At 72.2% G+C, this 23755-nt stretch carries 21 protein-coding genes and 1 tRNA gene; 11 read left to right on the forward strand and 11 right to left on the reverse strand.

Features of this window, described 5'->3' with window-relative positions; translation table 11 throughout:
- Positions 1 to 162: 162 nt before the first annotated feature.
- Both CFK41_RS13095 and CFK41_RS13100 read right to left on the reverse strand, forming a co-directional pair.
- The gene (locus CFK41_RS13095) at positions 163 to 621 is read right to left on the reverse strand and encodes an SRPBCC family protein (RefSeq protein WP_096800064.1); all 459 of its coding nucleotides are present in this window, start codon (positions 619 to 621) and stop codon (positions 163 to 165) included.
- 86 nt (positions 622 to 707) lie between these two features.
- A complete protein-coding gene (locus tag CFK41_RS13100) occupies positions 708 to 1580 on the reverse strand; it encodes an alpha/beta hydrolase family protein (protein WP_096800065.1) in 873 nt (290 codons plus the stop codon).
- Positions 1581 to 1729: 149 nt separating this feature from the next.
- Here CFK41_RS13100 and CFK41_RS13105 point away from each other — a divergent pair, with 149 nt between their 5' ends.
- Entirely contained in the window at positions 1730 to 2335 is a 606-nt protein-coding gene (locus CFK41_RS13105) for a TetR/AcrR family transcriptional regulator (RefSeq protein WP_096800066.1), read from the forward strand.
- Between the two features lie 163 nt (positions 2336 to 2498).
- Here the strand turns inward: CFK41_RS13105 and groL are convergent, their stop codons facing one another.
- The 3 genes from groL to CFK41_RS13120 form a co-directional block, all read right to left on the reverse strand.
- Complete coding sequence (gene groL / locus CFK41_RS13110; RefSeq protein ID WP_096800067.1) at positions 2499 to 4142, reverse strand: chaperonin GroEL; 1644 nt, start codon at positions 4140 to 4142, stop codon at positions 2499 to 2501.
- Between the two features lie 276 nt (positions 4143 to 4418).
- Positions 4419 to 5006, reverse strand: a complete 588-nt coding sequence (locus CFK41_RS18240) for a LytR C-terminal domain-containing protein (protein ID WP_096800068.1) — start codon at positions 5004 to 5006, stop codon at positions 4419 to 4421.
- A gap of 62 nt (positions 5007 to 5068) precedes the next feature.
- Entirely contained in the window at positions 5069 to 5383 is a 315-nt protein-coding gene (locus CFK41_RS13120; RefSeq protein ID WP_096800069.1) for a DUF3263 domain-containing protein, read from the reverse strand.
- 64 nt (positions 5384 to 5447) lie between these two features.
- Here CFK41_RS13120 and CFK41_RS13125 point away from each other — a divergent pair, with 64 nt between their 5' ends.
- Positions 5448 to 6125, forward strand: coding sequence for a uracil-DNA glycosylase (locus tag CFK41_RS13125; protein WP_096800070.1), 678 nt, complete (start codon positions 5448 to 5450; stop codon positions 6123 to 6125).
- A 181-nt stretch (positions 6126 to 6306) separates the two neighbouring features.
- On the forward strand, positions 6307 to 7398 hold the full coding sequence (locus CFK41_RS13130) for a variant leucine-rich repeat-containing protein (RefSeq protein WP_096800071.1): 1092 nt from the start codon (positions 6307 to 6309) through the stop codon (positions 7396 to 7398).
- Positions 7399 to 7491: 93 nt separating this feature from the next.
- Here CFK41_RS13130 and CFK41_RS13135 read toward each other — a convergent pair.
- The 3 genes from CFK41_RS13135 to CFK41_RS13145 form a co-directional block, all read right to left on the reverse strand.
- A tRNA-Thr gene (locus tag CFK41_RS13135) sits at positions 7492 to 7563 on the reverse strand.
- A 52-nt stretch (positions 7564 to 7615) separates the two neighbouring features.
- Positions 7616 to 8449, reverse strand: coding sequence for a DsbA family protein (locus CFK41_RS13140; RefSeq protein WP_096800072.1), 834 nt, complete (start codon positions 8447 to 8449; stop codon positions 7616 to 7618).
- A 110-nt stretch (positions 8450 to 8559) separates the two neighbouring features.
- Entirely contained in the window at positions 8560 to 10599 is a 2040-nt protein-coding gene (locus CFK41_RS13145) for a serine/threonine-protein kinase (RefSeq protein WP_227873078.1), read from the reverse strand.
- A 198-nt stretch (positions 10600 to 10797) separates the two neighbouring features.
- On the opposite strand from CFK41_RS13145, the gene CFK41_RS13150 reads away from it, so the two are divergent.
- The 5 genes from CFK41_RS13150 (at position 10798) to CFK41_RS13170 (ending at position 17536) form a co-directional block, all read left to right on the forward strand.
- Positions 10798 to 11475 carry an AIM24 family protein gene (locus tag CFK41_RS13150; RefSeq protein ID WP_096800074.1) on the forward strand — a complete coding sequence of 226 codons (678 nt, stop codon included), beginning with the start codon at positions 10798 to 10800 and terminating at the stop codon, positions 11473 to 11475.
- Positions 11476 to 11510: 35 nt separating this feature from the next.
- Positions 11511 to 13778, forward strand: coding sequence for a circularly permuted type 2 ATP-grasp protein (locus tag CFK41_RS13155; protein ID WP_227873079.1), 2268 nt, complete (start codon positions 11511 to 11513; stop codon positions 13776 to 13778).
- Positions 13771 to 14781 (forward strand): transglutaminase family protein, encoded by a 1011-nt coding sequence (locus CFK41_RS13160; protein ID WP_096800075.1) that lies wholly within the window; start codon positions 13771 to 13773, stop codon positions 14779 to 14781. Before CFK41_RS13155 ends, CFK41_RS13160 begins: the two co-directional genes overlap by 8 nt.
- Before the next feature lie 156 nt (positions 14782 to 14937).
- The gene (locus tag CFK41_RS13165; protein WP_096800076.1) at positions 14938 to 16413 is read left to right on the forward strand and encodes an FAD-dependent oxidoreductase; all 1476 of its coding nucleotides are present in this window, start codon (positions 14938 to 14940) and stop codon (positions 16411 to 16413) included.
- Between the two features lie 145 nt (positions 16414 to 16558).
- Positions 16559 to 17536, forward strand: coding sequence for a zinc-binding dehydrogenase (locus CFK41_RS13170; RefSeq protein ID WP_096800077.1), 978 nt, complete (start codon positions 16559 to 16561; stop codon positions 17534 to 17536).
- 67 nt (positions 17537 to 17603) lie between these two features.
- Here the strand turns inward: CFK41_RS13170 and CFK41_RS13175 are convergent, their stop codons facing one another.
- The gene (locus tag CFK41_RS13175) at positions 17604 to 18026 is read right to left on the reverse strand and encodes an organic hydroperoxide resistance protein (RefSeq protein WP_096800078.1); all 423 of its coding nucleotides are present in this window, start codon (positions 18024 to 18026) and stop codon (positions 17604 to 17606) included.
- The gene (locus CFK41_RS13180; RefSeq protein WP_096800079.1) at positions 18023 to 18613 is read right to left on the reverse strand and encodes a TetR/AcrR family transcriptional regulator; all 591 of its coding nucleotides are present in this window, start codon (positions 18611 to 18613) and stop codon (positions 18023 to 18025) included. Before CFK41_RS13180 ends, CFK41_RS13175 begins: the two co-directional genes overlap by 4 nt.
- A 147-nt stretch (positions 18614 to 18760) precedes the next feature.
- On the opposite strand from CFK41_RS13180, the gene CFK41_RS13185 reads away from it, so the two are divergent.
- The gene (locus CFK41_RS13185) at positions 18761 to 19150 is read left to right on the forward strand and encodes a DUF1304 family protein (protein ID WP_096800080.1); all 390 of its coding nucleotides are present in this window, start codon (positions 18761 to 18763) and stop codon (positions 19148 to 19150) included.
- A 12-nt stretch (positions 19151 to 19162) separates the two neighbouring features.
- Here CFK41_RS13185 and CFK41_RS13190 read toward each other — a convergent pair whose 3' ends face one another.
- Positions 19163 to 20374, reverse strand: coding sequence for a pyridoxal phosphate-dependent aminotransferase (locus CFK41_RS13190; RefSeq protein WP_096800081.1), 1212 nt, complete (start codon positions 20372 to 20374; stop codon positions 19163 to 19165).
- A gap of 180 nt (positions 20375 to 20554) precedes the next feature.
- On the opposite strand from CFK41_RS13190, the gene CFK41_RS13195 reads away from it, so the two are divergent.
- Both CFK41_RS13195 and CFK41_RS13200 read left to right on the forward strand, forming a co-directional pair.
- Positions 20555 to 22795: an alpha-galactosidase gene (locus CFK41_RS13195; RefSeq protein ID WP_096800082.1), complete on the forward strand. Its 2241-nt coding sequence runs from the start codon at positions 20555 to 20557 to the stop codon at positions 22793 to 22795.
- Between the two features lie 40 nt (positions 22796 to 22835).
- Positions 22836 to 23753: a carbohydrate ABC transporter permease gene (locus CFK41_RS13200; RefSeq protein WP_096800083.1), complete on the forward strand. Its 918-nt coding sequence runs from the start codon at positions 22836 to 22838 to the stop codon at positions 23751 to 23753.
- Positions 23754 to 23755: the final 2 nt, after the last annotated feature.

Raw genomic sequence — 23755 nt, forward strand, 5'->3', positions numbered from 1 at the left:
TCCTGATGGTCGGGAACGGGCGCTGGGGCGAGCACTGCGGCAGATATGGCATACCGGTCGCCCCTGCGCCACTTGTCGACCACAGCCTGTCGACCACAGCCTGTCGACCACGGCGCCAGCCGGCGCGGGCGTCTCCCGGGAGCGCCGGGAGCGCGTGGCGGCTCAGCCGGTCGCGAGCACGCCCCGGATCGCCTCGAGAGTGGCGGGGATGCCGGTGCGCGCGGCCTCCTGGCGCACCTGGATCTCCTCCTCCGCGCGGTCCCCGTACCGCTCGGCGAAGACCTCCTCGAAGTACGCGGTAGTGCGCGTGTACTCGGTGAGCTCGGTGCCGCCGTCGACCGCACGCATCCGGTAGCCCCACTCGGCGCGGCCGGGACCGACGGACCACCCGAAGTGCTCCCCGGGCACGTCCGCGATCACCTCGGAGACCGTCTCCCACTCCCGCTGCGGGGTGCGGTTGTGGCCCACGAAGCGCGCACCGCGCCCGCGCCGCTCGTCCTCCCACTCGCAGCGGTGGCACTGCGGGCTCCACTCCCCCGTCCGGGTGACGTCGCTGACCAGCGCGTGCACCTCCTCCGGGGTGGCGGGCACGATGATCGATTCCTGGAGCTCGTAGGTCATGGATCCATGGTGCACCGTCCGCACGCAGCGACGAGCCCCGACCCTCCGGAGAGGATCGGGGCTCGTGGCGGTCGGTGCGCTGCGCGTCAGAACGGGCAGGTGGACCGGACGTCGCTCCACGTGAGGCCCGCCTGCGGTCCCGGGCAGACGAACTGGTCGTAGCGGGTGTCGTCGTCCACGAAGCGCTTGAGCCAGGCGATGCTGGTGCTCGCGATGTCCGTGTTCGAACGGTTCGGCGCCAGGTGGGAGGCGCCGCGCAGCTCGACGTACGCCTTGTCGGTCGACTCCGGGATCCCCTCGTACAGCGGCACCGCGTGCGTGCGCACCGAGGCGACGGTGTCGTTCTGCGCGCCGATCACGAGGGTGGGCGTGGTGATCTCCGGCCAGGTCTTGTCGAGGTTCCACGGGGTCATCGCCACGGCGGCCTTCAGCTCCGGCCGATCCTTCGCGGCCTCGAGCGTCCCGCCCCCGCCCATCGAGTGCCCCATGACGGCGAGGCGCTGCGGATCGATGCGATCGCTCACGGAGCTGCTCCCGGTGAGGTGGTCCAGGGCGGCCAGCAGCTGGTCGCCGCGGGCGGCCGGCTGGTCGTAGCGGGAGTTCGTGTCGATGGTGAAGACGACGAAGCCCTGGGAGGCCAGGCGCGGCCCGAGCCAGGCGATCGACGACTCACCCGCGGTGTACCCCGGCGAGATCACGACCGCTCCGAACGTGCCCTCGGCGGTGCTGGTCGGGTAGTAGATCGTGCCGCCGCCGAAGCCGCGCACGCTCAGGGAGGAGACGCTCGTCGAGTCGACGTCGAAGCTGCCGCGCACGGCCTCGATGCTCGACTGCGTGGGATCGGGACCTCGCTGATGATCGTCGGCGGCGAAGGCGGCGGTCTGGGTCAGGGAGAGGGTGCCCAGCATGACGACCAGGGCGGCCATCAGGGTGCTGATCCTGCGGGTCTGTGCGTGCATGGATCCTCCTCGGAGGCTCGGGGAAAGGGGGTTCGGCCGGGACGCTCCGCGGTGCGACGCCGCGCCGGATTTAACTCTACCGAGTGGTAGAGCTAACCGCCAGGGGTGTCTCGGTGGTCGAGCGGGCGCTGCGGTGGTATATCGGGAGGATGACCGACAGCACCGACCGACGCCGGCTCCGCTTCGAGCATCGACGCGGGGAGATCCTCGAGGCCGCCACCTCGCACGTCCTCTCCCACGGCGTGGGGTCCCTGTCCCTGCGCCGGCTCGCCGAGGCGGTGGGCGTCAGCCATGCCACCCTGCTGCACCACTTCTCCCGCCGGGAGGTGCTGGTCGCGGAGATCGTGGACGCCGCGATCGCCGGCGCCCTGAACCAGCCGGACCTCGCGGAGAAGCAGGGAGGGGAGCCGCTGCGCGAGCTGTGGGCGAGGAGCCGATCGCCGCAGGGAGCCGCGTACGTGCGGCTGTTCATCGAGCTGACGGGCATCGCGGCGTACGGCGACGCCGTGGTCCGGGACGCGGTCTCGCGCTCGATGCGCGAGCGCGCGCAGACGATGGCGGCCGGGCTCCGCCGGGACGGCTGCCCTCCCGAGGAGGCCGAGGCGATGGCGGGCTGGCTGCTCGGCGCGATGCGCGGGCTCATGGCCCAGCTGCTCGTCACCGGTGACGAGCAGAGCGCGGATGCCGCCTTCGAGGACCTGCATCGGATGGTCCTGCTCCGGGCGTCCTCCTGGCGGGCCGACGGGAGCGCCTGAGAGCGTCGGCGCCCGCCCCGACGGCGACGAGCCCCGACCCTCCGGAGAGGATCGGGGCTCGTTCGGTGCTCGGGGGCGAGCGGCGGATGTCAGCCGTGAGGCTGAGTCGATCTGCTGGTCTCCTACCGGCTCGCTTCGCTCGCCAGCACGTCGACCAGCGAGATCACATCATGCCGCCCATGCCTCCCATGCCGCCCATTCCACCCATGTCGTCGCCGCCGCCGACCGGAGCGGGCTCCGGCTTGTCGGCCACGACGGCCTCGGTGGTGAGGAACAGGCCCGCGATGGACGCCGCGTTCAGCAGCGCCGAGCGGGTGACCTTGACCGGGTCGATGATGCCGGCGGCGAGGAGGTCCTCGTACTCGCCGGTCGCGGCGTTCAGGCCCTGACCGACGGGCAGGCCCTTGACCTTCTCCGCGACGACGCCGCCCTCGAGACCGGCGTTGACCGCGATCTGCTTGAGCGGTGCCTCGATGGCGACCTTGACGATGTTCGCACCGGTGGCCTCGTCACCCTCGAGGGTGAGCGTGCCGAAGGTGTCCGCACCGGCCTGCAGCAGCGCGACGCCGCCACCGGCGACGACGCCCTCGTCCACAGCGGCCTTGGCGTTGCGCACGGCATCCTCGATGCGGTGCTTGCGCTCCTTGAGCTCCACCTCGGTCGCCGCGCCGGCCTTGATGACGGCCACGCCGCCGGCCAGCTTCGCGAGGCGCTCCTGGAGCTTCTCACGGTCGTAGTCCGAGTCCGAGTTCTCGATCTCGGTGCGGATCTGGGAGACGCGACCGGCGATGCGCTCGGCGTCGCCGGTGCCCTCGACGATGGTGGTCTCGTCCTTGGTGACGACGATCTTGCGAGCCTGGCCGAGCTGCTCGAGACCGGCGGTCTCCAGCTTGAGGCCGACCTCCTCGGCGATGACCTGGCCGCCGGTGAGGATGGCCATGTCCTCCAGCATCGCCTTGCGGCGATCGCCGAAGCCCGGGGCCTTGACGGCCACGGACTTGAAGGAGCCCTTGAGCTTGTTGACGACCAGGACCGCGAGGGCCTCGCCCTCGACGTCCTCGGAGATGATCGCCAGCGGCTTGCCCGACTGGATGACCTTCTCCAGCAGCGGCAGCAGGTCCTTGACGGAGGAGATCTTGGAGGACAGCAGCAGGATGTACGGATCCTCGAGGACCGTCTCCTGACGATCGGCGTCGGTGACGAAGTAGGGCGAGATGAAGCCCTTGTCGAAACGCATGCCCTCGGTCAGCTCCAGCTCGAGGCCCATGGTGTTGGACTCCTCGACCGTGATGACGCCTTCCTTGCCGACCTTGTCGAGGGCCTCGGCGATGAGCTCGCCGATGGCCGGGTCGGCCGCGGAGATGGCGGCGGTGGAGGCGATCTGCTCCTTGGTCTCGATCTCCTTGGCCTGCGAGAGCAGGGTCTGGGAGACCGCGGCCACGGCCTGATCGATGCCGCGCTTGAGCGCGATCGGGTTGGCGCCGGCGGCGACGTTGCGCAGGCCCTCCTTGACCAGGGCCTGAGCGAGGACGGTGGCGGTGGTGGTGCCGTCGCCTGCGATGTCGTCGGTCTTCTTGGCGACCTCCTTCACCAGCTCGGCGCCGATCTTCTCGTAGGGATCGTCGAGCTCGATCTCCTTGGCGATCGACACGCCGTCGTTGGTGATGGTGGGTGCGCCCCAGGACTTCTCGAGCACGACGTTGCGACCCTTGGGGCCGAGGGTGACCTTGACGGCGTCGGCGAGCTGGTTCATTCCCCGCTCGAGGCCGCGCCGGGCCTCCTCGTCGTATGCGATGAGCTTGGCCATTGTGGAATCTCTCCCGTGTGGTGTGGTGTCCACCCGACCCTGTGCCCGCGACGGACGAGCACCACCGCCGTGTTCATGTCCCACGGCGACGACACCCTCACGGGGCCGGAATGTTCGTGGCCGGCGCGACGGTGTGCCGTCGGCCGATCATGCCTCCGGGAGCGGGAGCTGGGCGCGCGGGGCGCTGTCACTCTCGTTGCCCGAGTGCCAGAACATCATAAGCACTCGACGGCGGAGAGTGCTAACTCTGCGCTGACGGCGGACAGCGTCGGGGGATCAGCCCTCGCCGTCGTCCGCGCCCTCCTCGGGCATCTCGACGGACACGAAGGTCACTGCGGCGTCGTACTCGTCGCTCTGGCGCGCCTCGCCGGCGCCGACGGAGTCCGCGAGGGCCTGAGCGGTGCCCGCATCCGCCTCGTCGCGGTAGAACACCACGGACTCCTCCTGGGAGTTGTCGGCGGTGGAGAGGCTGATGTCCTCCCAGCCGTCCTCCTCGAGCGCGGACTCCCAGGCTCCGGCCAGCCCGTTGATCCCGCCGGCGTTGACCACGAGCACGGGGGTGGACTTGTCCGCCTCGGGGGCGGGCTCCTCGGAGGGCTCGGCCTCGGTCGCCTCGGCGGAGGACTCCGCCTCCTCGGACGCGGCGGCGGTGGGGTCGTCGGCCCGATCGTCGCCGTCGCCCCCCATGCTCCCGATGAAGAAGAGGAGCACCACCAGCAGCACCGCGGCGGCGCCGATGATGATGATGTACAGCAGGTTCTCCCGCCAGAACGGCAGCTCGGCACGATGCGCGCCGTGGAAGGACACGGCGTCGGCCTCGTCGTCGAAACGGTCCGGGGGGTACGGATACTGGGAATCAGCCACGGACCCATTAAACCCGCTCCGGCGGACCCGAGCGGGGAGCACACGCCCTGGAACCCTGACGCTCACGCCACGCGGTGGCTTCCATCGGCGCCCGCGGCACCGGTTCCGGAGGTGCGCCGGCCGCGCAGGCGGTGCACGAGAGCTGGGGCGGCGCGCAGCGCGGACGGCTCGTCGAGCAGGGTGTTCAGCCGCACGTAGTACGCCACCTTGGAGATGCCGATCTCCTCACGGATCGCCCGCTCCTTCGCTCCGACGTAGCGGAAGGTCCTGGACTCCAGGTCCAGGATCCGACGATCGCGCGCGCTGAGCTCGTCCGCCTCACCGGGCGGACCGGAGGGGTCGGCGCACGGGAGCCGTTCGGCGGGATCTGCGGGCATGGAACGAGACTACGACCTGCGGCGGGCCTGGTCCGAGGGGCGCGCCGGATGCGAGACTGGGGTCATGCCGACGCCCCTTCCCGAGACCCTCTCCCCCGACTGGGCCGAGGCCCTGGCCCCCGTCGAGGGCCGGCTGCACGAGCTCGGGGGCTTCCTCCGCGCCGAGGTCGAATCCGGCCGCGGCTACCTCCCCGCCGGGGAGCTGGTGCTGCGCGCCTTCACCCGTCCGATGGCGGAGGTGCGGGTGCTGATCGTGGGCCAGGACCCCTACCCCACCCCGGGGCATCCGATCGGGCTGTCCTTCGCGGTGGCCCGCGAGGTGCGCCCGCTCCCCCGTTCGCTGGGCAACATCTACACCGAGCTCGAGAGCGACCTCGGGATCCCCCGCGCGCCGCACGGGGACCTCGGCGCCTGGCAGGACCAGGGGGTGCTGCTGCTGAACCGCGTGCTCACGGTCGAGCCGGGCGCGCCCGCCTCGCATCGTCGGCGTGGCTGGGAGGAGATCACCGAGCACGCTCTGCGCGCCCTGGTGGCCCGCGGCGGACCGCTGGCGGCGATCCTGTGGGGCCGCGATGCGCAGTCCCTGATCCCGCTGCTGGGCGATGTGCCGTATGTCGCCAGCCCCCATCCGAGCCCGCTGTCGGCCTCGCGCGGGTTCTTCGGGTCCCGCCCCTTCTCACAGGTGAACGCCCTGCTCGAGCAGCAGGGAGCGGCCCCGATCGACTGGCGGATCCCCGACTGACGCCGCACGTCGCCGGGCCTGGGAACCCGTCAGAACGCGGATCGACGGGCCGTGAGATGTGCCCGAGGGCACTTCTCCCCCGTGTGCGCCCGAGGCTCGATGTGCCATTCTCAGGGGTCGGCACGCGCCCCGGGCACCGGATCCGGGAGCGGCCGGAAGCACGTGACGAAGGGAGACCGCGGTGGCAGAGCCCCGTTCAGCGGCACAGGAGGCGAGCGATCCGAGCACCAGACCAGAGCGCCTCGTCGAGCTCACCGAGAAGCATCCGCAGCTGCAGAAGCTGATCGTCCTGAACCCGTCGTGCCCGGAGGTGGCGCGTCAGTGGATCCTGGCGACCAACCCCTGGGCGAAGCAGGCCTACGAGGCGAGCCTCGCCTCCGAGCAGGAGGAGCCGGACGAGCCGGAGCCCGACGAGTCCTCCGTCTGGGGCGACCTCGGCGCGAGCTCGGCCGCCGTCACCGACACGGCCCCGCAGGAGATCCCGGAGGAGGCACCGACCTCCTCGGTGCGCATCGCCCCGGATGCCGGGGTGGTGCCGCTCGGCGCGTCCTCCCCTGTCTCCCCGGCACCGGTGTCGCCCGCCTCCGCCCCGCCGCCCGTCGCGGCAGCAGCGCCGACGAGCAGCACCGCTCCTGTCGCCGCTGGCGCCGCGGGCGGCGCAGGGGGCGCCGTGGCATGGACGCCCGAGGGCGAGCCGGACGACGGCTCCCGCACTCGTCGCCGCACCTGGTACGCCTGCGGCGGCTGCCTGCTGCTCGCGCTGCTCCTGGTGATCCTCATCGCGCTCGTCGGCCGTGCCTGGCTGGGCGGGGACGACGACGAGTACCAGCGCGACAGCTCCACCACCGCCCAGGAGTCCCCCTCCGAGGAGCCGACGGAGAAGCCCACGACAGCGGAGAGCACCACCCCGGATCCCGTCTCCCCCGCCCCTGAGGACGCGCGCGAGATGACCGAGCTGCGCTCCCCGACCGGAAACATCTCCTGCATGCTCGAGAAGGATTCCGTGGCCTGCTCCGTCAAGGAGCGCGACTACGGGCAGAACGGTCAGGAGGACTGCTCCGAGGGCCCGTTCTCGGTCCAGGTCTCCGGCGGCGAGACCTCTGCGGCCTGCGGCTCCTCGTTCCTGAGCGACTCCGCCGAGACCCTGCAGTACGGGGAGAGCGCGAAGAACGGCTCCATGGCCTGCACCAGCCGCTCCGAGGGCATGACCTGCTGGAACACCATCACCGGCAAGGGCTTCATGGTCAACAGGGCCGAATACGACACGTTCTGACCCGGCGCGGTAGGCACCGCGCACAGAACTACAGCAGCCCCTCGCCGGGGCGCATCCGCAGGGATGCTCCTACCGGTGAGGGGCTGCTTCTCGAGCTGGAGACGGGAATCGAACCCGCAACCACCTGTTTACAAGACAGGTGCGCTACCGTTGCGCCACTCCAGCGAGCGGGACCGGCCGACGGATCGACCGGTCCCGACGAGTGTAGAGGGCTTGCTCAGCCCTGACCGCCATCGGACGCGCCGCCCGCATCCGAGGCGCCGCCCGCGTCCGAGGCCGACGAGCCGCCGGCCTCGAGCACGGCCTTGCGCAGAGCGCCCTGCTCGTTCCACGTCTCGAACTGGGTGCCGTCGATCTCGACGTAGGGGGTCCCGCTGGCCTTGTCCGCCGCATACGGCTCGGCGACCTTGCGGACCCACGGCATGTACTTCTTCGAGTCGACCGCGTCCTTGGCGGACTCGTCGGCCCCTGCCTCCTGGGCGTAGGACCAGAGCTGATCATCGGTCAGCCCCGCCGAGCCCTCCGCCGGCTGGTTCTGGAAGAGCAGCTGCTGGAACGTCCAGGCCGCCGCGGGGTCCTGCTCGTAGATCGCCACGAAGGTGCTGGCCGCTCGGGACGAGTAGTCGCCGGTGGTCGACTGGGGATCCAGGAACCGTCGCGGCACGATGTGCACGGTCGCCTCCTCGTCCTCGACGATCGTCTGGAGGTCCTCGCCGTTGAGCTGCTCGAACTGCCCGCAGACCGGGCACATGAAGTCCAGGTGGATCTCGAGGACCGGCTTCCCGGAGCCCTCGGGCGCCCCGAAGCTCAGGTAGGTCTGGTCCTCGCTCATCCCGGCGGGCGACGCGATCGGGCCGGCGGGCCGGGTCGCCTTGTACACGTAGTACCCGGCGATCGAGAGGAGCAGGAGGGCGATCACGGAGATCACCGCGATCACGACGATGCGCACTGTGCGCTGCCGGGAGAGCTCAGCCTGGCGCTGCTTGCGCAGGGCCTCGCGCTGCGCTTCGCGGCGCTCCTGCACTGACTGGGACGGACCGGAGGCGGCCATGGAATCTCCTCGACCCGGACGGGCTGCGATGGGTGACGTGACGGGCTGAGCCTACCGGCCGATGTCTGGGAGCACCTGGGTGTCGTCGGCCACGTCCGGCGCCGGTGAGCTCACCGTCTCCAGATCGCGATGTCGTCCAGCCGGGGACCGTTCGGGAAGGGGAAGTAGTCCACCATCCCCTCCCTGGCCAGCACCGTCGTGATCACGGCACCGAGCAGCAGGAGCAGCAGCACCAGCACCACGGAGCCCCACAGACGGTCCGGCGCGGCGGCGTCGAGCATGCGATGGGCGCCGTTGCGGGTGGTGAGGCTTCCCAGCCCCACCCAGGTGATCACGAGCGTGATGAGCATCGCGAGCGCGAAGACCACCCCGTTCGGCGGCGGCGTGCCGCGCAGCAGGGTCCACCCCGCATCGAGCGCGATGCCCACCAGCAGCCCGAGGATCAGCGGCAGCAGCGCCTGCAGCGCGATCTCCAGCAGGGCGAGGCAGGCGCGGAACGGGCTGGCCAGGCCCGCGGCCCAGCTCGGGCCGGAGCCGGTCGCGCCGCGCATCCGCTTGGCGCTCACGCTGCGGTGGGTCCGCTCCCAGGTGCGGGCCATGGTGCCCAGCACCAGCAGCAGGACCAGGGACATGTAGGGGGCCACCGCGGCGAGTGCCACGATGAGCAGGTGCCCGAGCCACACCAGCAGCGGCCGGCGCGGCGGCGGCTCGGGCCAGACGCCCTGCATCCCCGCCGGGCCGGCGACCTGAACCTGCCCGCCCGGACCCCACTGCGCGGGCGCGGGCTGCTGGGCGTGCAGGTTCTGGGCATGCAGGTTCTGGGCATGCGGCTGCTGGTCGTACGGGTTCTGGTGCGGCTGCGTCTGCAGGTGCTGGGGGGACGACTGCTGGGGCTGCGGCGGGGAGTGCTGCGGCGGCACCACGGGCAGCGCCATGGTGGGCGGCCCCATCACCGGCAGCGCCTCGGTCACGGGCTCCGACGGCGTGGCGATACGTGGCAGCGCCTCGGTGGGCTGGTCCGCGGGGGCGGCGGACCCGGCGCCGGCGGAGCGGCCGGGCGGGGCGGGCGGGGCGGGCGGGCCGGAGGGAGTGGACGAGGCCGCGTCGACGGCGGGCAGCACCGCGGTGCGCTCCTGGTGGTCCTCCACCGGCAGCACCGTCGTCTCCGGGTCCGCGTCCTCCGCGCTCTCCTCGCGCTCCGCCACGGGCAGGGCGGTGGTGCTCGATCCGGTCTGCAGCATCTCGGTGTCGCCGGGGTCGTCGTAACGGGTCAGGTCGAGCGCGGCGAGGCCCTCGAGCAGCTCGGCGGGAGCGGTGCGCTGCGCGGGATCGGCGTGCAGCGCTCCGCGCAGCCAGGCCGCGAGCTCGGTGGGGACGCCGTCCACGTCGAGCTCCCCGCGGTCCGCGCGCAGGAACACCAGATCGGCCCGGCCGCTGCCGTAGGGCTCCCGCCCGGTGGCGGCGAAGGACAGCAGCGCCGCCCAGGCCCACCAGTCCCCCGCCTCGCCGGTGTGGTCCGTGCGGATCACCTCGGGGTCGAGGTAGGCGGCGGTGCCCATCACGAGGCCCGTCGAGGTCAGCCGTGACTCCTCCGCGGCGATCGCGATGCCGAAGTCGATGATCACGGGGTCCAGCCGGTCGCCGTCGGGGTCGAAGCCGGCGAGGTCGTGCTCGGTGGCGCCGCGCAGCATGACGTTGCTGGGCTTGAGATCGCGGTGGATCACCCCGGCGTCGTGGATGGCCCGCAGGGTGTCCCCCATGACCAGGCCGATCTCGCGCACCGCCTCGGGATGCAGGCCGCCGTGGGAGCGCACCGCGTCCTCGAGGGTGGGGCCGGGGATGAACTCGGTGACCACGAAGGACTCGGAGGAGTCGAGCTCCGCATCCAGGATCCGCACGATGTTGTCGTTGCGCACCAGCTTCTGAGCCGTGACCTCGCGGGCCAGCCGTTCGCGGGCGCGGGCGTCATCGGCGATCTCGTGGCGCAGCAGCTTGATGGCCACATCGTTGCCGTCGGCGTCCTGCGCCCGGTAGACGATCCCCATCCCGCCCGTGCCGATGCGGCCGAGGATCTCGTAGCCGGATTCCTCGGCGAGCGCGGCCAGGCGCGGATCGCGCTCGGCGCGTCGGGGCGTGCGGGGCGTGGGCATGACCGCCATGCTACGAGGCCCCGGCTCCGGGGAGGGCCGGCTTCACCGCTCCCCCACACAGTGCGCACGCGCTCCTGACCACCTGAGGCCCTCCCCACGGGCCCGGCATCATGAGACGATCAGCCCGCGGCGCGGTGGGCGCCGCTCCGCCGAGGCCGAGCCGCCCGGCGGCCACGAGCCACGGAAGGCCCCGATCTCATGCGTTCGAATCTCTTCGATGCGTCCAACCAGGAGCGCCAGACCACCGACCGGTGGGCGCTGCAGTCCAACAAGATGCTCCGCTGCTCCCTGACCCCGCAGTCCCCGGAGATCATCTCCTCGGCGGGCGCAATGGTCGCCTACCAGGGGCAGATGGACTTCTCGTACCAGGGCTCCGGCGGCGGCATGAAGCTGCTGAAGAAGATGGCCACGGGCGAGGGCGGCAACATGATGCGCACCCGCGGCCACGGCGAGATCTTCTACGCCCGTCAGGCCAACGAGATCTTCCTGATCCAGCTCGAGGGCGAGGCCCTCACCCTGAACACGAAGAACATGCTCGCCTTCGACAGCTCCATCCAGTGGGACATCAAGTCCCTGGGCGGCGCGGGCTTCATGGCCGGCGGCCTGTTCAACCTCTTCCTCCAGGGACAGGGCATGGTCGCGGTGACCTCCGACGGCCCGCCGATGCTCCTGGACTGCTCCCAGCAGCCCACCTTCGTGGACCCGCAGGCGGCGGTCTGCTGGTCCGCGAACCTCCAGCCGCAGATCAAGAACGACTTCAAGATGGGCTCCCTGATCGGACGCGGCTCCGGCGAGTCCTTCCAGCTGGGCTTCCACGGCCCGGGCTTCGTGGTCGTCCAGCCCTCCGAGGGCATGCCGGTCACCGCCGCTTCCTGAGCACGGGGCCGCGACCCCGTGTCTACGATATCCCGGTGACCTCCACCCCTCAGGCCCTGGTCGACGAGCTCGCCGCTCTCGGCCCCCGGGGTCGACGGCGCGCGGCCGAGGCGTCGGAGACGATGATCGCCTCCGACGTCTCCGCCGCGCCGCCCTCCCTGGACCCCGTGCCTGTGGTCCTGGACGACGCGTCCTGGACCGAGCTCTCCTGCGGGCTCGTGCAGCGGGTGCGGCTGCTGGATGCGCTGTACGCCGATCTCTACGGCCCCCGGACCGTCCTGGCCAGCGACGTCGCCCCCGTGGGCGAGCTGCTGGGCGATCCCGGCTACCTCCGCTCGGCCCTGGGGATCCCGGCCCGCGGCGCCCACCATCTCTTCGCGCTGACCAGCACCGTGGCCCGCACGGCCGACGGCGCCTGGGTGGTGCTCGAGGACACCGTCGACGTCCCCGACGGCGCCGGCCTCGCCCTCGAGCTGCGGCGCGTGCTCTCCCGCTGTGCGCCGAGCCTGTACCGCAGCACGGAGCTGCGCCGCCTGCACCCCTTCTTCGACACGGTCCGCACCACCCTGCACGACCGCATCCGGGCCGACGGGCGGGCAGGTCGCACCGTGGTCCTGACCCGCGACGACGCCGATCCGATGCGTGCCTTCGACCACAGCTGGCTCGCGAACCTGCTGGGCGCCCCGGTGGTCTCCGTCGCGGATCTGCGCACCGGCACCGGGGCGCTCACCCTGCGCCTGCCCGGCCAGGACTCCGACCACGGCGACGCGGTCGACGCGGTCCTGCGACTGATCCCCTCCCCGCTTCTGGACCCCCTGGATCTCGGGCCCACGCCGCTGGGCGGCGTGACCGGTCTCGTCGAGGCGGCGCGCTGCGGCGACGTGGAGGTCCTCAACCCCCTCGGCGCCGGCCTGCTCGAGAGCCCCGCGCTGCGCGCCGCCCTGCCCGACCTGTGCCGGGAGCTGCTCCACGAGGACCTGCAGCTGCGCCCGGCCGACCCCTCCGAGGAGCTCGAGCTCGCGGGCGCGCTCAGCCTGGATCCGGCCGGGGGCGACCAGCTGGTCGAGCGCCCCGTGACGCTGCGCATGCTGGTGATGGCGGGCCCCGACGGCTACGAGGTGCTGCCCGGCGGCGTCGCCACCACCGTCGACGACGGACCCGCCGTGCTCAAGGACGTCTGGGTCACCGTGCCCGAGACCTCGGCGACCCCGGGACGAGAGGAGGCGGGCGGCCGGCTCGACGAGGCGCTCGCGCCGTCGGCCGTGCTCGCCTCCTACCCCGCCATGACCCGGTCCATCGGCTCGGACCTGTTCTGGTTCGGCCGGTACCTCGAGCGGGTGGACGCCACCGCGCGGCTGCTGCGCACCGTGCTGGACACCTCCAACGACCTCGGATCCGAGCGCAGCCCGTCGGCCCGCACCGCCCAGCAGGTCCTGCTCGGCGCCGTCACCGACATCACCGCCACCGCCCCCGGCTTCCACGCCCTGGACGTGCGCGACGCGGAGCAGATCCTCACCGAGATCTCGGGGCTGCTCACCGATGTGGGCCGTCCCGGCTCCCTGGCGCAGTCCTACGCCGCGCTCGCGCAGACCACCCGCACCCTGCGGGATCTGATCTCCGACGACGTCTGGCCCGTGATCGCCCGGATGCGTGGACGCTTCCGCACCTTCGACGGCGCCGATCAGGCTCCGCTGGAGCAGGGGCTCACCGACATCGTCGACGGCTGCCTGACCCTCTCGGGCGCGGTCGCCGACTCGATGCCGCGCACGCTCGGCTGGGACCTGATGGAGGCGGGACGCAAGATCGAGCGGACGCTGAGCCTGCTGGCGCTGCTGCGCGCCACCCTCGGGCATCGGCGCACCCGCGCGACGGAGGCCCGGATCGCCGGGGCGGTCGCCCAGATCACCGAGTCGGGCGCGAGCTACCGCCGCACGTACCACGCGGCCGTGCAGGCGGAGCTGCTCCTCGAGCTGATGCTCGACGACTCCACCCTGCCGAGGTCGATCGCCTTCCAGCTCGACCGCCTCAGCGGCGCCCTGGACCGGCTGCCCGAGGTGAGCCCGGCCCCCGACCTGCGCGCCCCGCTCATCGCGCTGCGCAGCCGGATCACGTCGTGGGAGCCGCGCGAGCTGCTGCGCCGCCTGGAGGAACCCGGGGAGGTCGCGGGATCCGCGGCGCCGACGGTGCTGCTCGCCGAGATCGACGCCGCCACCGACTCCCTGCGCGAGCTGGCCACCGCGCTCGAGAACCGCTTCTTCCACCCGTCGGAGTCCACCTCACCGTGGGGAGTCGATGATGTCTGAGACGCACGGACACGCACCCGAGGGGCCCGCCCGGCATCGGCCGCTGATCCCTCTGCGCGAGGAGGGCGCGGAGGCGATCGAGCCGATCCACTACCGGGTCCATCACCTCACCTCCTACCGCTACGCGAAGCCCGTCTCGCGCAACTTCGGCCGCGCCCATGTGGAGCCGCGCGCCACCCCGTACCAGCGGGTGCTGTCCCACGAGGTGGTGGTGGACCCCGCGCCCGCACGGCTGACCGCGCACACCGACTTCTACGGGAACTCCTCCACGTACCTGCTGGTGGACGCCCCGCACGACCATCTCGACGTGCACTCCCACGCCCGGGTCACCGTCGCCGAGCGGCGGTACCCGCTGGAGCAGATGTCCCGGCCCTGGGAGCTGTGCACGCCCGAGCACTGGGGCCCGCTGATGCCGATGGACGCTCTGGACTTCGTCCATCCCTCGCCGCGGATCCCCGCCGGGACCGCGGCCCGCGAGATCACCGAGCAGGTGTTCACCCCGGGCCGTCCGATCGGCGAGTGCCTGGCGGAGCTCACCGCGCTGATCCACTCCGACTTCACCTACGCCTCGGGCGCCACGACCGTCGCCTCCACCCTCGAGGAGGTGCTCGCCGCACGGCACGGGGTCTGCCAGGACTTCTCGCACGTGGGCGTGGCGGCGGCGCGCGCGGCCGGGCTCGCGGCCCGGTACGTCTCCGGCTATCTGCGCACGGCGCCCTCGGCCGAGGGAGCGCTGGGCACGCAGCCCGCCGGGGAGATGGTCGGTTCCGCCGCCTCGCACGCCTGGCTGAGCGTGCTGGTGCCGGGCACCGGCTGGGTCGACATCGACCCCACCAACCGCACCTTCGTCGACCAGCGCTTCGTCACCACCGCCTGGGGGCGCGACTACGCGGACGTGCCGCCGCTGAAGGGCATCGTGGTGGGCCCGCCCGGGGCCACGAGCACGCTCGGCGTGGCCGTCGGCGTGGTGCCCGAGCCGGCACCGGGCGGCCCGGCGGACTGAGCCGCCCCGGGCACGTCGGGACCCTCACACCGGCCGGGCCCGCCGCGATTTTCGCGTATAGAGTGGTGCGGAAATCTGTGCAGTGCGGTGCAGGGTCCCTCCAGGCGGGGCCCGCACCCGACCCCCGGCGCCGACGCGCCACGAGACCGAGGTGAGATGTCCTCCTCCCAGCAGCCCTTCCGTCTGGCCGTGATCGGCTCCGGCCCCGCCGGCGTGTACGCCGCCGAGACCCTGCTGCGCACGCCGCAGGTCAAGAACGGGGAGCTCGAGGTCTCCATCGATCTGTTCGACCGCCTCCCGGCGCCGTTCGGCCTGATCCGCTACGGCGTGGCCCCGGACCACCCGCGGATCAAGGGCATCATCACCGCGCTGCAGCGCATCCTGGGTCGCGGCGACATCCGCTTCCTGGGCGACGTCGAGTTCGGCACCGATCTCACCGCCGAGGACCTCCGCCGCCACTACGACGGGGTCATCTTCGCCACCGGCGCGCTCAAGGACGCGGACCTCGACGTACCCGGCATCGAGCGGGAGGGATCGCACGGCGCCGCGGACTTCGTGGCCTGGTACGACGGCAACCCGGACTACCCCCGCACCTGGGAGCTGGACGCCGAGCAGGTCGCCGTGATCGGCAACGGCAACGTCGCCCTCGACGTGGCGCGCGTGCTGTCCAAGAGCGCCGACGAGCTGCTGCGCACCGAGATCCCGGCGAACGTGTACGAGGGCCTGCAGGCGGCGGCGACCACCGACGTGCACGTCTTCGGCCGGCGCGGCCCCGCCCAGACCAAGTTCTCCCCGCTCGAGGCCCGCGAGCTCGCCCACCCCCGGGGCCTGCAGGTGGTCATGGACCCGCGCGATCTCGAGCAGATCACCGAGGCCGAGTGGGCCGCGATCACGGCCGACAAGCGCACCGACCAGGTCGTGCAGACCTTCGTGGGCTGGCTCGAGGAGCAGCAGCGCCGCGAGGCCGCCGGCGAGGAGCCGACGGACCGCGAGGGCGGCCCGGTCAGCCGTCGCCTGCACATGCACTTCTGGCACCGCCCCGTCGAGGTCCTCGGCGAGGACGGCGAAGGCGGCCGCGTCACCGGCATGCGCTTCGAGCGCACCCGGCTGGACGCCGAGGGTCGCGTCGAGGGCACCGGCGAGATGGTCGACTACGAGCTCGGCGCCGTCTACCGCGCCGTCGGCTACCACGGCTCCGAGCTGCCCGGCATCCCCTACGACGCCGCGCGCGGCGTGATCACCAACGCCGCCGGTCGCGTCACGGGCGCCGACGGCGCCGTGATCCCCGGCGTCTACGCCAACGGCTGGATCAAGCGCGGCCCCGTGGGCCTGATCGGCGCGACCAAGTCCGATGCGCTGGAGACCATCGCCTCCCTGCTCGAGGACATCGACGCCGGGACCCTGCCCGTCGCCCCGGAGCGCGAGGAGGACGCGATCCTGCGCCTGCTCGAGGACCGCGGCGTGCAGTACACGACCTGGGACGGCTGGACGGCGCTGGACGAGCACGAGAAGGCGCTCGGCGCCGCCGCGGTGGACGCCGACGGCGAGCCCCGCGCCCGGATCAAGGTCGTCGAGCGCGAGGAGATGGTGCGCGTCTCCCGCGCCGGGCAGCCGCAGCCCGCCGACGTCTGAGACCTGCCCCACCGCACCCACGAGCGGGGACCGCGCCGCCTGCCGGCCCGGTCCCCGCTCGTCGTCGTCCTGATCACAGCCGCTCTTGTGCCATGGTGCGGAACCACTATTGTGGAGTGAGTATTCCACTACAGAGAGGTCCCTCATGCGCAGCGTGTCCTACACCGAGTTCGGCGAGCCGGCCAATGTCCTGACGACCCTCGAGGCCGACACCCCCACCCCCGGAGCCGGCGAGGTGCTGCTCCGCCTCGCGCTCAGCCCGATTCACCACCACGACCTGTGGACGATCCGCGGCACCTACGGCGTGCGCCCCGAGCTGCCCGCCGTCCCGGGCAGCGAGGCCGTGGCCGTCGTCGAGCGGCTCGGCGAGGGCGTCGACTCCGTCGCCGTCGGCGACCGCGTGGCCGCCACCGCGACCCCCGGCACCTGGTCCGAGCTGTTCCTCGCCCCCGCCACCTCGCTGCTCCCCCTCCCCGCGGAGCTGCCCGACGAGGCTGCCGCCCAGCTCGTCGCCATGCCCTTCAGCGCCCTGTCCCTGCTGGAGCACCTCGACCTCGCCCCCGGCCAGGTGCTCGTGCAGAACGCGGCGACCGGCGCCGTCGGCCGACTGGTCGCCCAATTCGCCCGCGCCCGCGACCTGCGCGTGATCAGCCTGGTGCGCCGCAGCAGCGGCATCGAGGAGCTCGCGGCACAGGGCATCGGAGACGTCGTCGCCACCGACCAGGAGGACTGGGAGGAGCAGGCCCGCACCCTGATCGGCGACGCGCACGTCGCGGCCGGCCTCGACTCCGTGGGCGGCGAGGCCGCCTCCCAGGTGCTCTCCCTGCTGGGCCAGGGCGGACGTCTGGTCGTCTTCGGCGCGATGGGCGGCACCACCATGGCGCTCCCCTCCGGACCGATCATCTTCCGCGATCTGAAGGTCGAGGGCTTCTGGGGCGCCCAGGTCTCCGCCGCGATGAGCACCGAGACCCGTCGGCGCCTGATCGGCGAGATCATCGCCCGCCTGCTCTCCGGCGAGGTCACCCTGCCCACCGCCGGCGTCTTCGGCCTCGACGAGGTCGTCGCCGCCGTGGACGCGACCCTCACGGACGGCCGTCAGGGCAAGGTCCTGCTGCGCGCCTGAGCGCGGCGCACGGACGAGGGCCCCGCCGGGAGCGATCCCGGCGGGGCCCTCGTGCTCGCCTGCGAGCTCAGTCGTCGGAGACGGTGACCGTCACCGGGATGTTGCCGCGGGTGGCGTTGGAGTAGGGGCACACCTGGTGGGCGGCGTCGGCGAGGGCCTGGGCGGTGTCGTGATCGAGATCGGGCACGACGACCTCGAGCTCGACGGCGAGCGAGAAGCCGCCGGCGTCCTCGGAGCCGATGGTCACGCGGGCGCCGACGCTCGAGCCGTCGATCGCGACCTTCTGCGAGCGGGCGACGGACAGCAGCGCGGAGTGGAAGCAGGCCGCGTACCCGGCGGCGAAGAGCTGCTCGGGGTTCGCGCCTGCGCCGCTGCCACCCATCGCCGTCGGGACCGCGAGGTCCAGGGCGAGGGAGGAGTCGACGACGTCGACGTGGCCGTCGCGGCCGCCGCCGGTGGCGAGGGCCTCGGTGGTGTAGAGGGGCTTCATGGGGTGTCCTCGTTCTCGAGATGGGAGAGGGCGGCATCGAGGGCGGCGAGCGCCGCTCCGGTGTCCACCCGGGTCATGGCCAGCGCGCTGATCAGCAGCGACACGCAGGTCTCGACCAGACGCTCGCGCTGTGCGGGCGTCTGGTGGGGATTCCGGGCCTGCACGCCGCGCGAGAACGCGGCCTGCAGCTCGGCGCGGTAGGCGCGCACCACCTCGGCGACCCCGCCGTCCCGGGCGACCCCGGCGCAGGCGGTGTTCACCAGCAGGCAGCCGTCGACGACGGTGCGGCCGGACGGATCCGCGAAGCGCTCGCGCGCCGCACGGAAATAGGCGACGAGGGCGCCGGGGGCGACCTCGGGGCCGGTGAGCGGGACGAGGCCGGGTCGCACCACCTGGTCGAGGTAGTCCTCGATCGCGGCGTCGAACAGCCCGCGCTTGGAGCCGAAGGCGTGGTAGAGGCTGCTCGCGCTGAGGCCGGTGGCCTGCTGGAGCGAGGCCATGGAGGCGGTCTCGTAGCCCTCGCTCCAGAACACGTCGCGCGCCGCGCGCACGGCCTCGGCGCGGTCGAAGGCGGCGGGTCGCCCCATGGTCCCTCCCGGTGTGCTCGTCCCTGTCGATGCCGACGGCGCCTTCCCCGGGCCCGACCGGGGCGGGAGGATGGCGTCGTGGCCTGATCGCCACTATACTGGAACGGTTACTTCAAAACTAGCCCCTGACCCACCCCGGAGGTTCCCGTGGTCATCCTCGGATCCGTGCTCGCCCTGGCGGCGGCCGCCCTGCACGTGCTGATCTTCGCCCTGGAGTCCCTGCTCTGGGGTACTCCGCGCGCCCAGGCCGTCTTCGGCGAGCAGAGCCCGCAGGAGGTCACGGCCACCCGCGCGATGGCGTTCAACCAGGGCTTCTACAACCTGCTCCTCGCCGTGCTGGCGGCGCTCGGCGCCGTGCTGCTGCTCGCGGGCACCACGGCCGTCGGGGCGTCGCTGGCCCTCGCCGGCACCGGCAGCATGCTCGCCGCGGCGCTGGTGCTGCTGCTCTCCTCCCCCGCGCACCGCGCGGCGGCGACCAAACAGGGCACGCTCCCGCTGCTCGCGGTCCTCGCCCTGGTGGTGGGCCTGGCTCTCTGAACCGGAGGGCGCTCAGCGGCGGATCGAGGCGAGGTGGTCGGCGATGCGGTCCACCGCGTCCGCCAGAATGTCCGCCGGCGGCAGGGTCACCAGGCGCAGGTGGTCGGGCTCGGGATAGTTGAAGCCCGTGCCGTGGTTGACCAGCAGCTTCTTCGAGCGCAGCAGGTCGTAGGCGAACTGCTCGTCGTCGTCGATGCGGTACATCTCCCGGTCGATGCGCGGGAACATGTACAGGGCGCCCTGCGCCTTGACCACGCTGACCCCGTCGATCGCGCTGAGCCCCTCATAGGCGACATCGCGCTGCTCGCGCAGGCGCCCGCCGGGCAGCAGCAGCTCCTGCACGCTCTGCCGGCCGCCCAGGGCGGTGGCGATCACGTGCTGGGCGGGGACGTTGGGGCACAGGCGCATGTTCGAGAGCACGTCGAGTCCCTCGATGAAGCTCGTCGCGTGATCCTTGGGCCCGTACAGGGCCATCCATCCGGCCCGGAACCCGGCCACCCGATAGGCCTTGGACAGGCCGTTGAAGGTGATCGTCAGCAGGTCCGGCGCGAGCTTCGCGATGTGATGGTGGACCGCGTCGTCGTAGAGGATCTTGTCGTAGATCTCGTCGGCCAGGATCATCAGCCCGTGCTTGCGGGCGACCTCGACGATCTCGCGCAGCACGTGCTCGGGGTAGACCGCACCCGTGGGGTTGTTGGGGTTGATGACCACGATGGCCTTGGTGCGCGGGGTGATCCTGTCGGCGATGTCCGAGACGTCCGGCCACCACTGCTGCTCCTCGTCGCAGCGGTAGTGCACCGCGCGACCGCCGGCGAGCGCCACGGAGGCCGTCCACAGCGGATAGTCCGGCGCGGGGACCAGCACCTCGTCGCCGTCGTCCACGAGCGCCTGGCACACCATCTGGATCAGCTCGGAGACGCCGTTGCCGAGGTAGATGTCATCCAGCTCCATCCCCGGCATGCCCTTGGTCTGGTAGTACTGCGCGACCGCCCGACGCGCGGAGACGATCCCCTTGGAGTCGGAGTAGCCCTGCGCGGTGGGCAGGGTGCGGATCATGTCCACGAGGATCTCGTCGGGCGCCTCGAAGCCGAACGGGGCGGGGTTGCCGATGTTCAGCTTGATGATCTTGTGCCCCTCGGACTCCATCCGAGCGGCCTCTGCGGGCACCGGTCCTCGGATCTCGTAGCACACGTCGCGCAGCTTCGAGGACTGGGTGAAGATCATGCGGGGCTCCTGGCCTGGTCGGGTAGAGGGTCAGGGTAGCGGGGAGCGGCCGACGACCGCACACGGGCATCGCGCGGCGAGACGGCACTTGACACGGCACGGATTACTTTCATACTTTCAGTAAAGCGAGGGCGCCGCGGCCCTCCCCGACCGCTCACGCGCCCCTGGAGGCCCCCTTCGATGTCCCCGCGCCGTCTTCCCGTCGACACCACCGTCACCGCGCCGCACCCCGGTGCGACCCAGCGCCTCCACCTCAGCACCGCCGGCGTCTCGGTGGTCCTGGACATCACCGACGGGCGGATCCCGGCGATCGCCCACTGGGGCGCGACGCTCGGCGAGCTCGGTGCCGACGGCCTGGACGCCGTGTGCGAGGCGGCGGTGGACCCCGTCCCCCAGAACGGCGTGGACGTCCCGGTGCGCATCGGGCTCCTCCCCCAGCAGTCCGACGGCTGGATCGGCCGGCCCGGGCTCTCCGGCGCCCGCCCCGACGGCTCCGGCTGGGTCACGCGCCTGGCGACCGAGGCGATCACGCTCGACGGCGCCCCGCTGACCGCGCCCCACACCGAGACAGGCCCCGCCGAGGTCCGCTTCTCCCTGGCCGACGCGGAGCAGTGCCTGGAGGTCGGGATCGAGCTCGAGCTGCTGCCCAGCGGCCTGCTGCGCCTGCGCGCCGCGCTCACCAACACGGGGACGGCGCCGTATGCGCTGGACGAGCTGACCCTCGCCCTCCCGGTCCCGGCCGACGCCGACGAGCTGCTGGACTTCGCCGGCCGCTGGACCAAGGAGCGCACCCCGCAGCGCCGCGCCTTCACCGTCGGCACCCACCTGCGCGAGAACCGCCGCGGGCGCACCGGCGCCGATGCCGCCCATGTGCTCCACGCCGGCCGCCCCGGCTTCGGCTTCCGCACGGGAGAGGTGTGGGGCGTGCACACCGCCTTCTCGGGCAACCACCGTCACCTCGCCGAGCAGATCAGCACGGGCCGACGGGTGCTCGGCGGCGGCGAGCTGCTGCTGCCCGGCGAGATGGTCCTCGCCCCCGGCGAGCAGTACGAGGGCCCCTGGCTGTACGCGTCCCACGGCGAGGGCCTGGACGCCGTGGCCTCCCGATTCCACCAGCACCTCCGCGCCCGCGAGCACCACGTCTCGACGCGCCGCCCGGTCACCCTGAACGTGTGGGAGGCCGTCTACTTCGACCACGACCTCGAGCGGCTCACCGACCTCGCCGAGCGGGCCGCCGCCCTCGGCGTCGAGCGGTACGTGCTGGACGACGGCTGGTTCGGCTCCCGCCGCGACGACTTCTCCGGACTCGGCGACTGGGTCGTCTCAGACGAGGCCTGGCCGGGCGGTCTGGGCCCCCTCGTGGAGCAGGTCTCGGACCTCGGCATGGAGTTCGGCCTGTGGTTCGAGCCCGAGATGGTCAACGAGGACTCCGACGTCGCCCGCGCCCACCCGGAATGGATCCTCGGCCCCTCGGCCTCGGCGCTGCCGCTGGAGTCCCGGCACCAGCAGGTGCTGAACCTGACCATCCCCGAGGCCTACGCCCACGTGCGCGACCAGATGCTCGCCGTGCTGGACGCGCACCGCATCGGCTACCTCAAGTGGGACCACAACCGCGACCTGCTCGAGGCCGCGACCCGCGGCACCGGCCGGGCGGCCGTCCATGAGCAGACCCTGGCCGCCTACCGGCTCATGGACGAGCTGCGCGCCGCGCATCCCGGCCTCGAGATCGAGTCCTGCTCCTCCGGCGGGGCCCGGGTGGACCTGGAGGTCCTCGAACGCACCGACCGCGTGTGGGTCTCCGACTGCATCGACCCGCTCGAGCGCCAGCAGATGAACCGGTGGACCGCCCAGCTGATCCCGCTCGAGCTGATGGGCAGCCACATCGCCTCCGGCCGCTCCCACACCACCGGGCGCCTGCACACCCTCGCCTTCCGCGCCCACTCCGCCCTCTTCGGCCACCTCGGCATCGAATGGGACCTCGCCGAGGCGGGCGAGGAGGAGCTCGCGCAGCTGCGCGACTGGATCGCCCTCTACGTCCGGCAGCGGGACCTGCTGTTCACCGGCGACCTGGTGCGGGCCGACCGCGGGGAGAGCACCCAGTGGCTCCAGGGCGTCGTCTCGCCCGACCGGGGCGAGGCGCTGTTCGCGCTGTCGACCGTCGGCCGCTCCGCGACCTCGCAGGACGAGCGGCTGCGCTTCCCGGGGCTCGACCCCGCCGCGTCCTACCGGCTGCGCCCCGTGCTGATCGGTGAGCGCCCCTCGAACCTCATCCCCCCGCCGTGGCTCGACCGGGCGCTCGCGGAGGACGGTCTGGTCCTGCCGGGCGCCGCCCTGGAGCGCTCCGGCCTCACCGCCCCGCTGCTCGATCCCGAGCAGGGGCTCCTGTTCTCCCTCGTCCGCGAGTCCGCGCCCCGGCGCTGACCCGTTCCGCACCTCCGACCCCCATCGAAAGAAGGAAGCCATGTCCACCGCGACGACGTCGACGCGGTCGGCCCCCACCACGAGGCGCCGCCGGAAGGACGACACGAAGCTCGCGCTGCTGTTCATCGCGCCCGCCTCCGTCGGCCTGCTGGTGTTCCTCGTGTGGCCGCTGCTGACCGGCATCTACTACTCCTTCACGGAGTACACGACCCTCACCCCGCCGCAGTGGGTGGGGCTGGAGAACTACACCCGGCTGCTGGACGACCCGGTGTTCTGGACCTCGCTCAAGGTGACGCTCTGGTACGTGGTGCTGAACATCGGCATCCAGACCGTGGTGGCCCTGGTCATCGCCGTGCTGATGCAGCGGCTGACCCAGTCCACGCTCCTGCGCTCGCTGGTCCTCGCCCCGTACCTCGTCTCCAACGTGGTCGCCGCGATCGTGTTCCTGTGGATCCTGGACACCCAGATGGGCGTGTTCAACATCTTCCTGCAGTGGATCGGCCTCGACCCGATCGCCTTCTGGGCCTCCGAGACCTGGGTGATCCCCACGGTCGCGCTGGTCAACGTGTGGCGGCACATGGGCTACACCGCGCTGCTGCTGTTCGCCGGCCTCCAGTCGATCCCGTCCCACCTCTACGAGGCGGCCCGCACCGAGGGCGCCGGAGAGGTGGCGATGTTCCGCCGGATCACCCTGCCGCTGCTGCGCCCGATCCTTGCCCTGGTGCTGATCATGTCGATCATCGGCTCGTTCCAGGTGTTCGACACGATCTCCGTCACCACCGGCGGCGGGCCCGCGGACGCCTCCAAGGTGCTGCAGATGTACATCTACGAGAACGCCTTCGGCCAGTACCAGTTCGGCTACGCCTCGGCGCTGTCCGTCGCGCTCCTGGTGATCCTCATGATCGTCACCTTCGCGCAGTACTGGATGACCCGTGCCGGCCAGTCGGATCTGGACTGAGA

Source organism: Brachybacterium ginsengisoli (assembly GCF_002407065.1).
In the GTDB taxonomy this organism is placed as follows: domain Bacteria; phylum Actinomycetota; class Actinomycetes; order Actinomycetales; family Dermabacteraceae; genus Brachybacterium; species Brachybacterium ginsengisoli.

Coding starts and splice junctions, on each gene's coding strand:
- CFK41_RS13095 (WP_096800064.1), bottom strand. CDS start 621: ATGACCTACGAGCTCCAGGAATCGATCATCGTGCCCGCCACCCCGGAG.
- CFK41_RS13100 (WP_096800065.1), bottom strand. CDS start 1,580: ATGCACGCACAGACCCGCAGGATCAGCACCCTGATGGCCGCCCTGGTC.
- CFK41_RS13105 (WP_096800066.1), top strand. CDS start 1,730: ATGACCGACAGCACCGACCGACGCCGGCTCCGCTTCGAGCATCGACGC.
- groL (WP_096800067.1), bottom strand. CDS start 4,142: ATGGCCAAGCTCATCGCATACGACGAGGAGGCCCGGCGCGGCCTCGAG.
- CFK41_RS13120 (WP_096800069.1), bottom strand. CDS start 5,383: ATGCCCGCAGATCCCGCCGAACGGCTCCCGTGCGCCGACCCCTCCGGT.
- CFK41_RS13125 (WP_096800070.1), top strand. CDS start 5,448: ATGCCGACGCCCCTTCCCGAGACCCTCTCCCCCGACTGGGCCGAGGCC.
- CFK41_RS13140 (WP_096800072.1), bottom strand. CDS start 8,449: ATGGCCGCCTCCGGTCCGTCCCAGTCAGTGCAGGAGCGCCGCGAAGCG.
- CFK41_RS13145 (WP_227873078.1), bottom strand. CDS start 10,599: ATGCCCACGCCCCGCACGCCCCGACGCGCCGAGCGCGATCCGCGCCTG.
- CFK41_RS13150 (WP_096800074.1), top strand. CDS start 10,798: ATGCGTTCGAATCTCTTCGATGCGTCCAACCAGGAGCGCCAGACCACC.
- CFK41_RS13160 (WP_096800075.1), top strand. CDS start 13,771: ATGTCTGAGACGCACGGACACGCACCCGAGGGGCCCGCCCGGCATCGG.
- CFK41_RS13165 (WP_096800076.1), top strand. CDS start 14,938: ATGTCCTCCTCCCAGCAGCCCTTCCGTCTGGCCGTGATCGGCTCCGGC.
- CFK41_RS13170 (WP_096800077.1), top strand. CDS start 16,559: ATGCGCAGCGTGTCCTACACCGAGTTCGGCGAGCCGGCCAATGTCCTG.
- CFK41_RS13175 (WP_096800078.1), bottom strand. CDS start 18,026: ATGAAGCCCCTCTACACCACCGAGGCCCTCGCCACCGGCGGCGGCCGC.
- CFK41_RS13180 (WP_096800079.1), bottom strand. CDS start 18,613: ATGGGGCGACCCGCCGCCTTCGACCGCGCCGAGGCCGTGCGCGCGGCG.
- CFK41_RS13190 (WP_096800081.1), bottom strand. CDS start 20,374: ATGATCTTCACCCAGTCCTCGAAGCTGCGCGACGTGTGCTACGAGATC.
- CFK41_RS13195 (WP_096800082.1), top strand. CDS start 20,555: ATGTCCCCGCGCCGTCTTCCCGTCGACACCACCGTCACCGCGCCGCAC.
- CFK41_RS13200 (WP_096800083.1), top strand. CDS start 22,836: ATGTCCACCGCGACGACGTCGACGCGGTCGGCCCCCACCACGAGGCGC.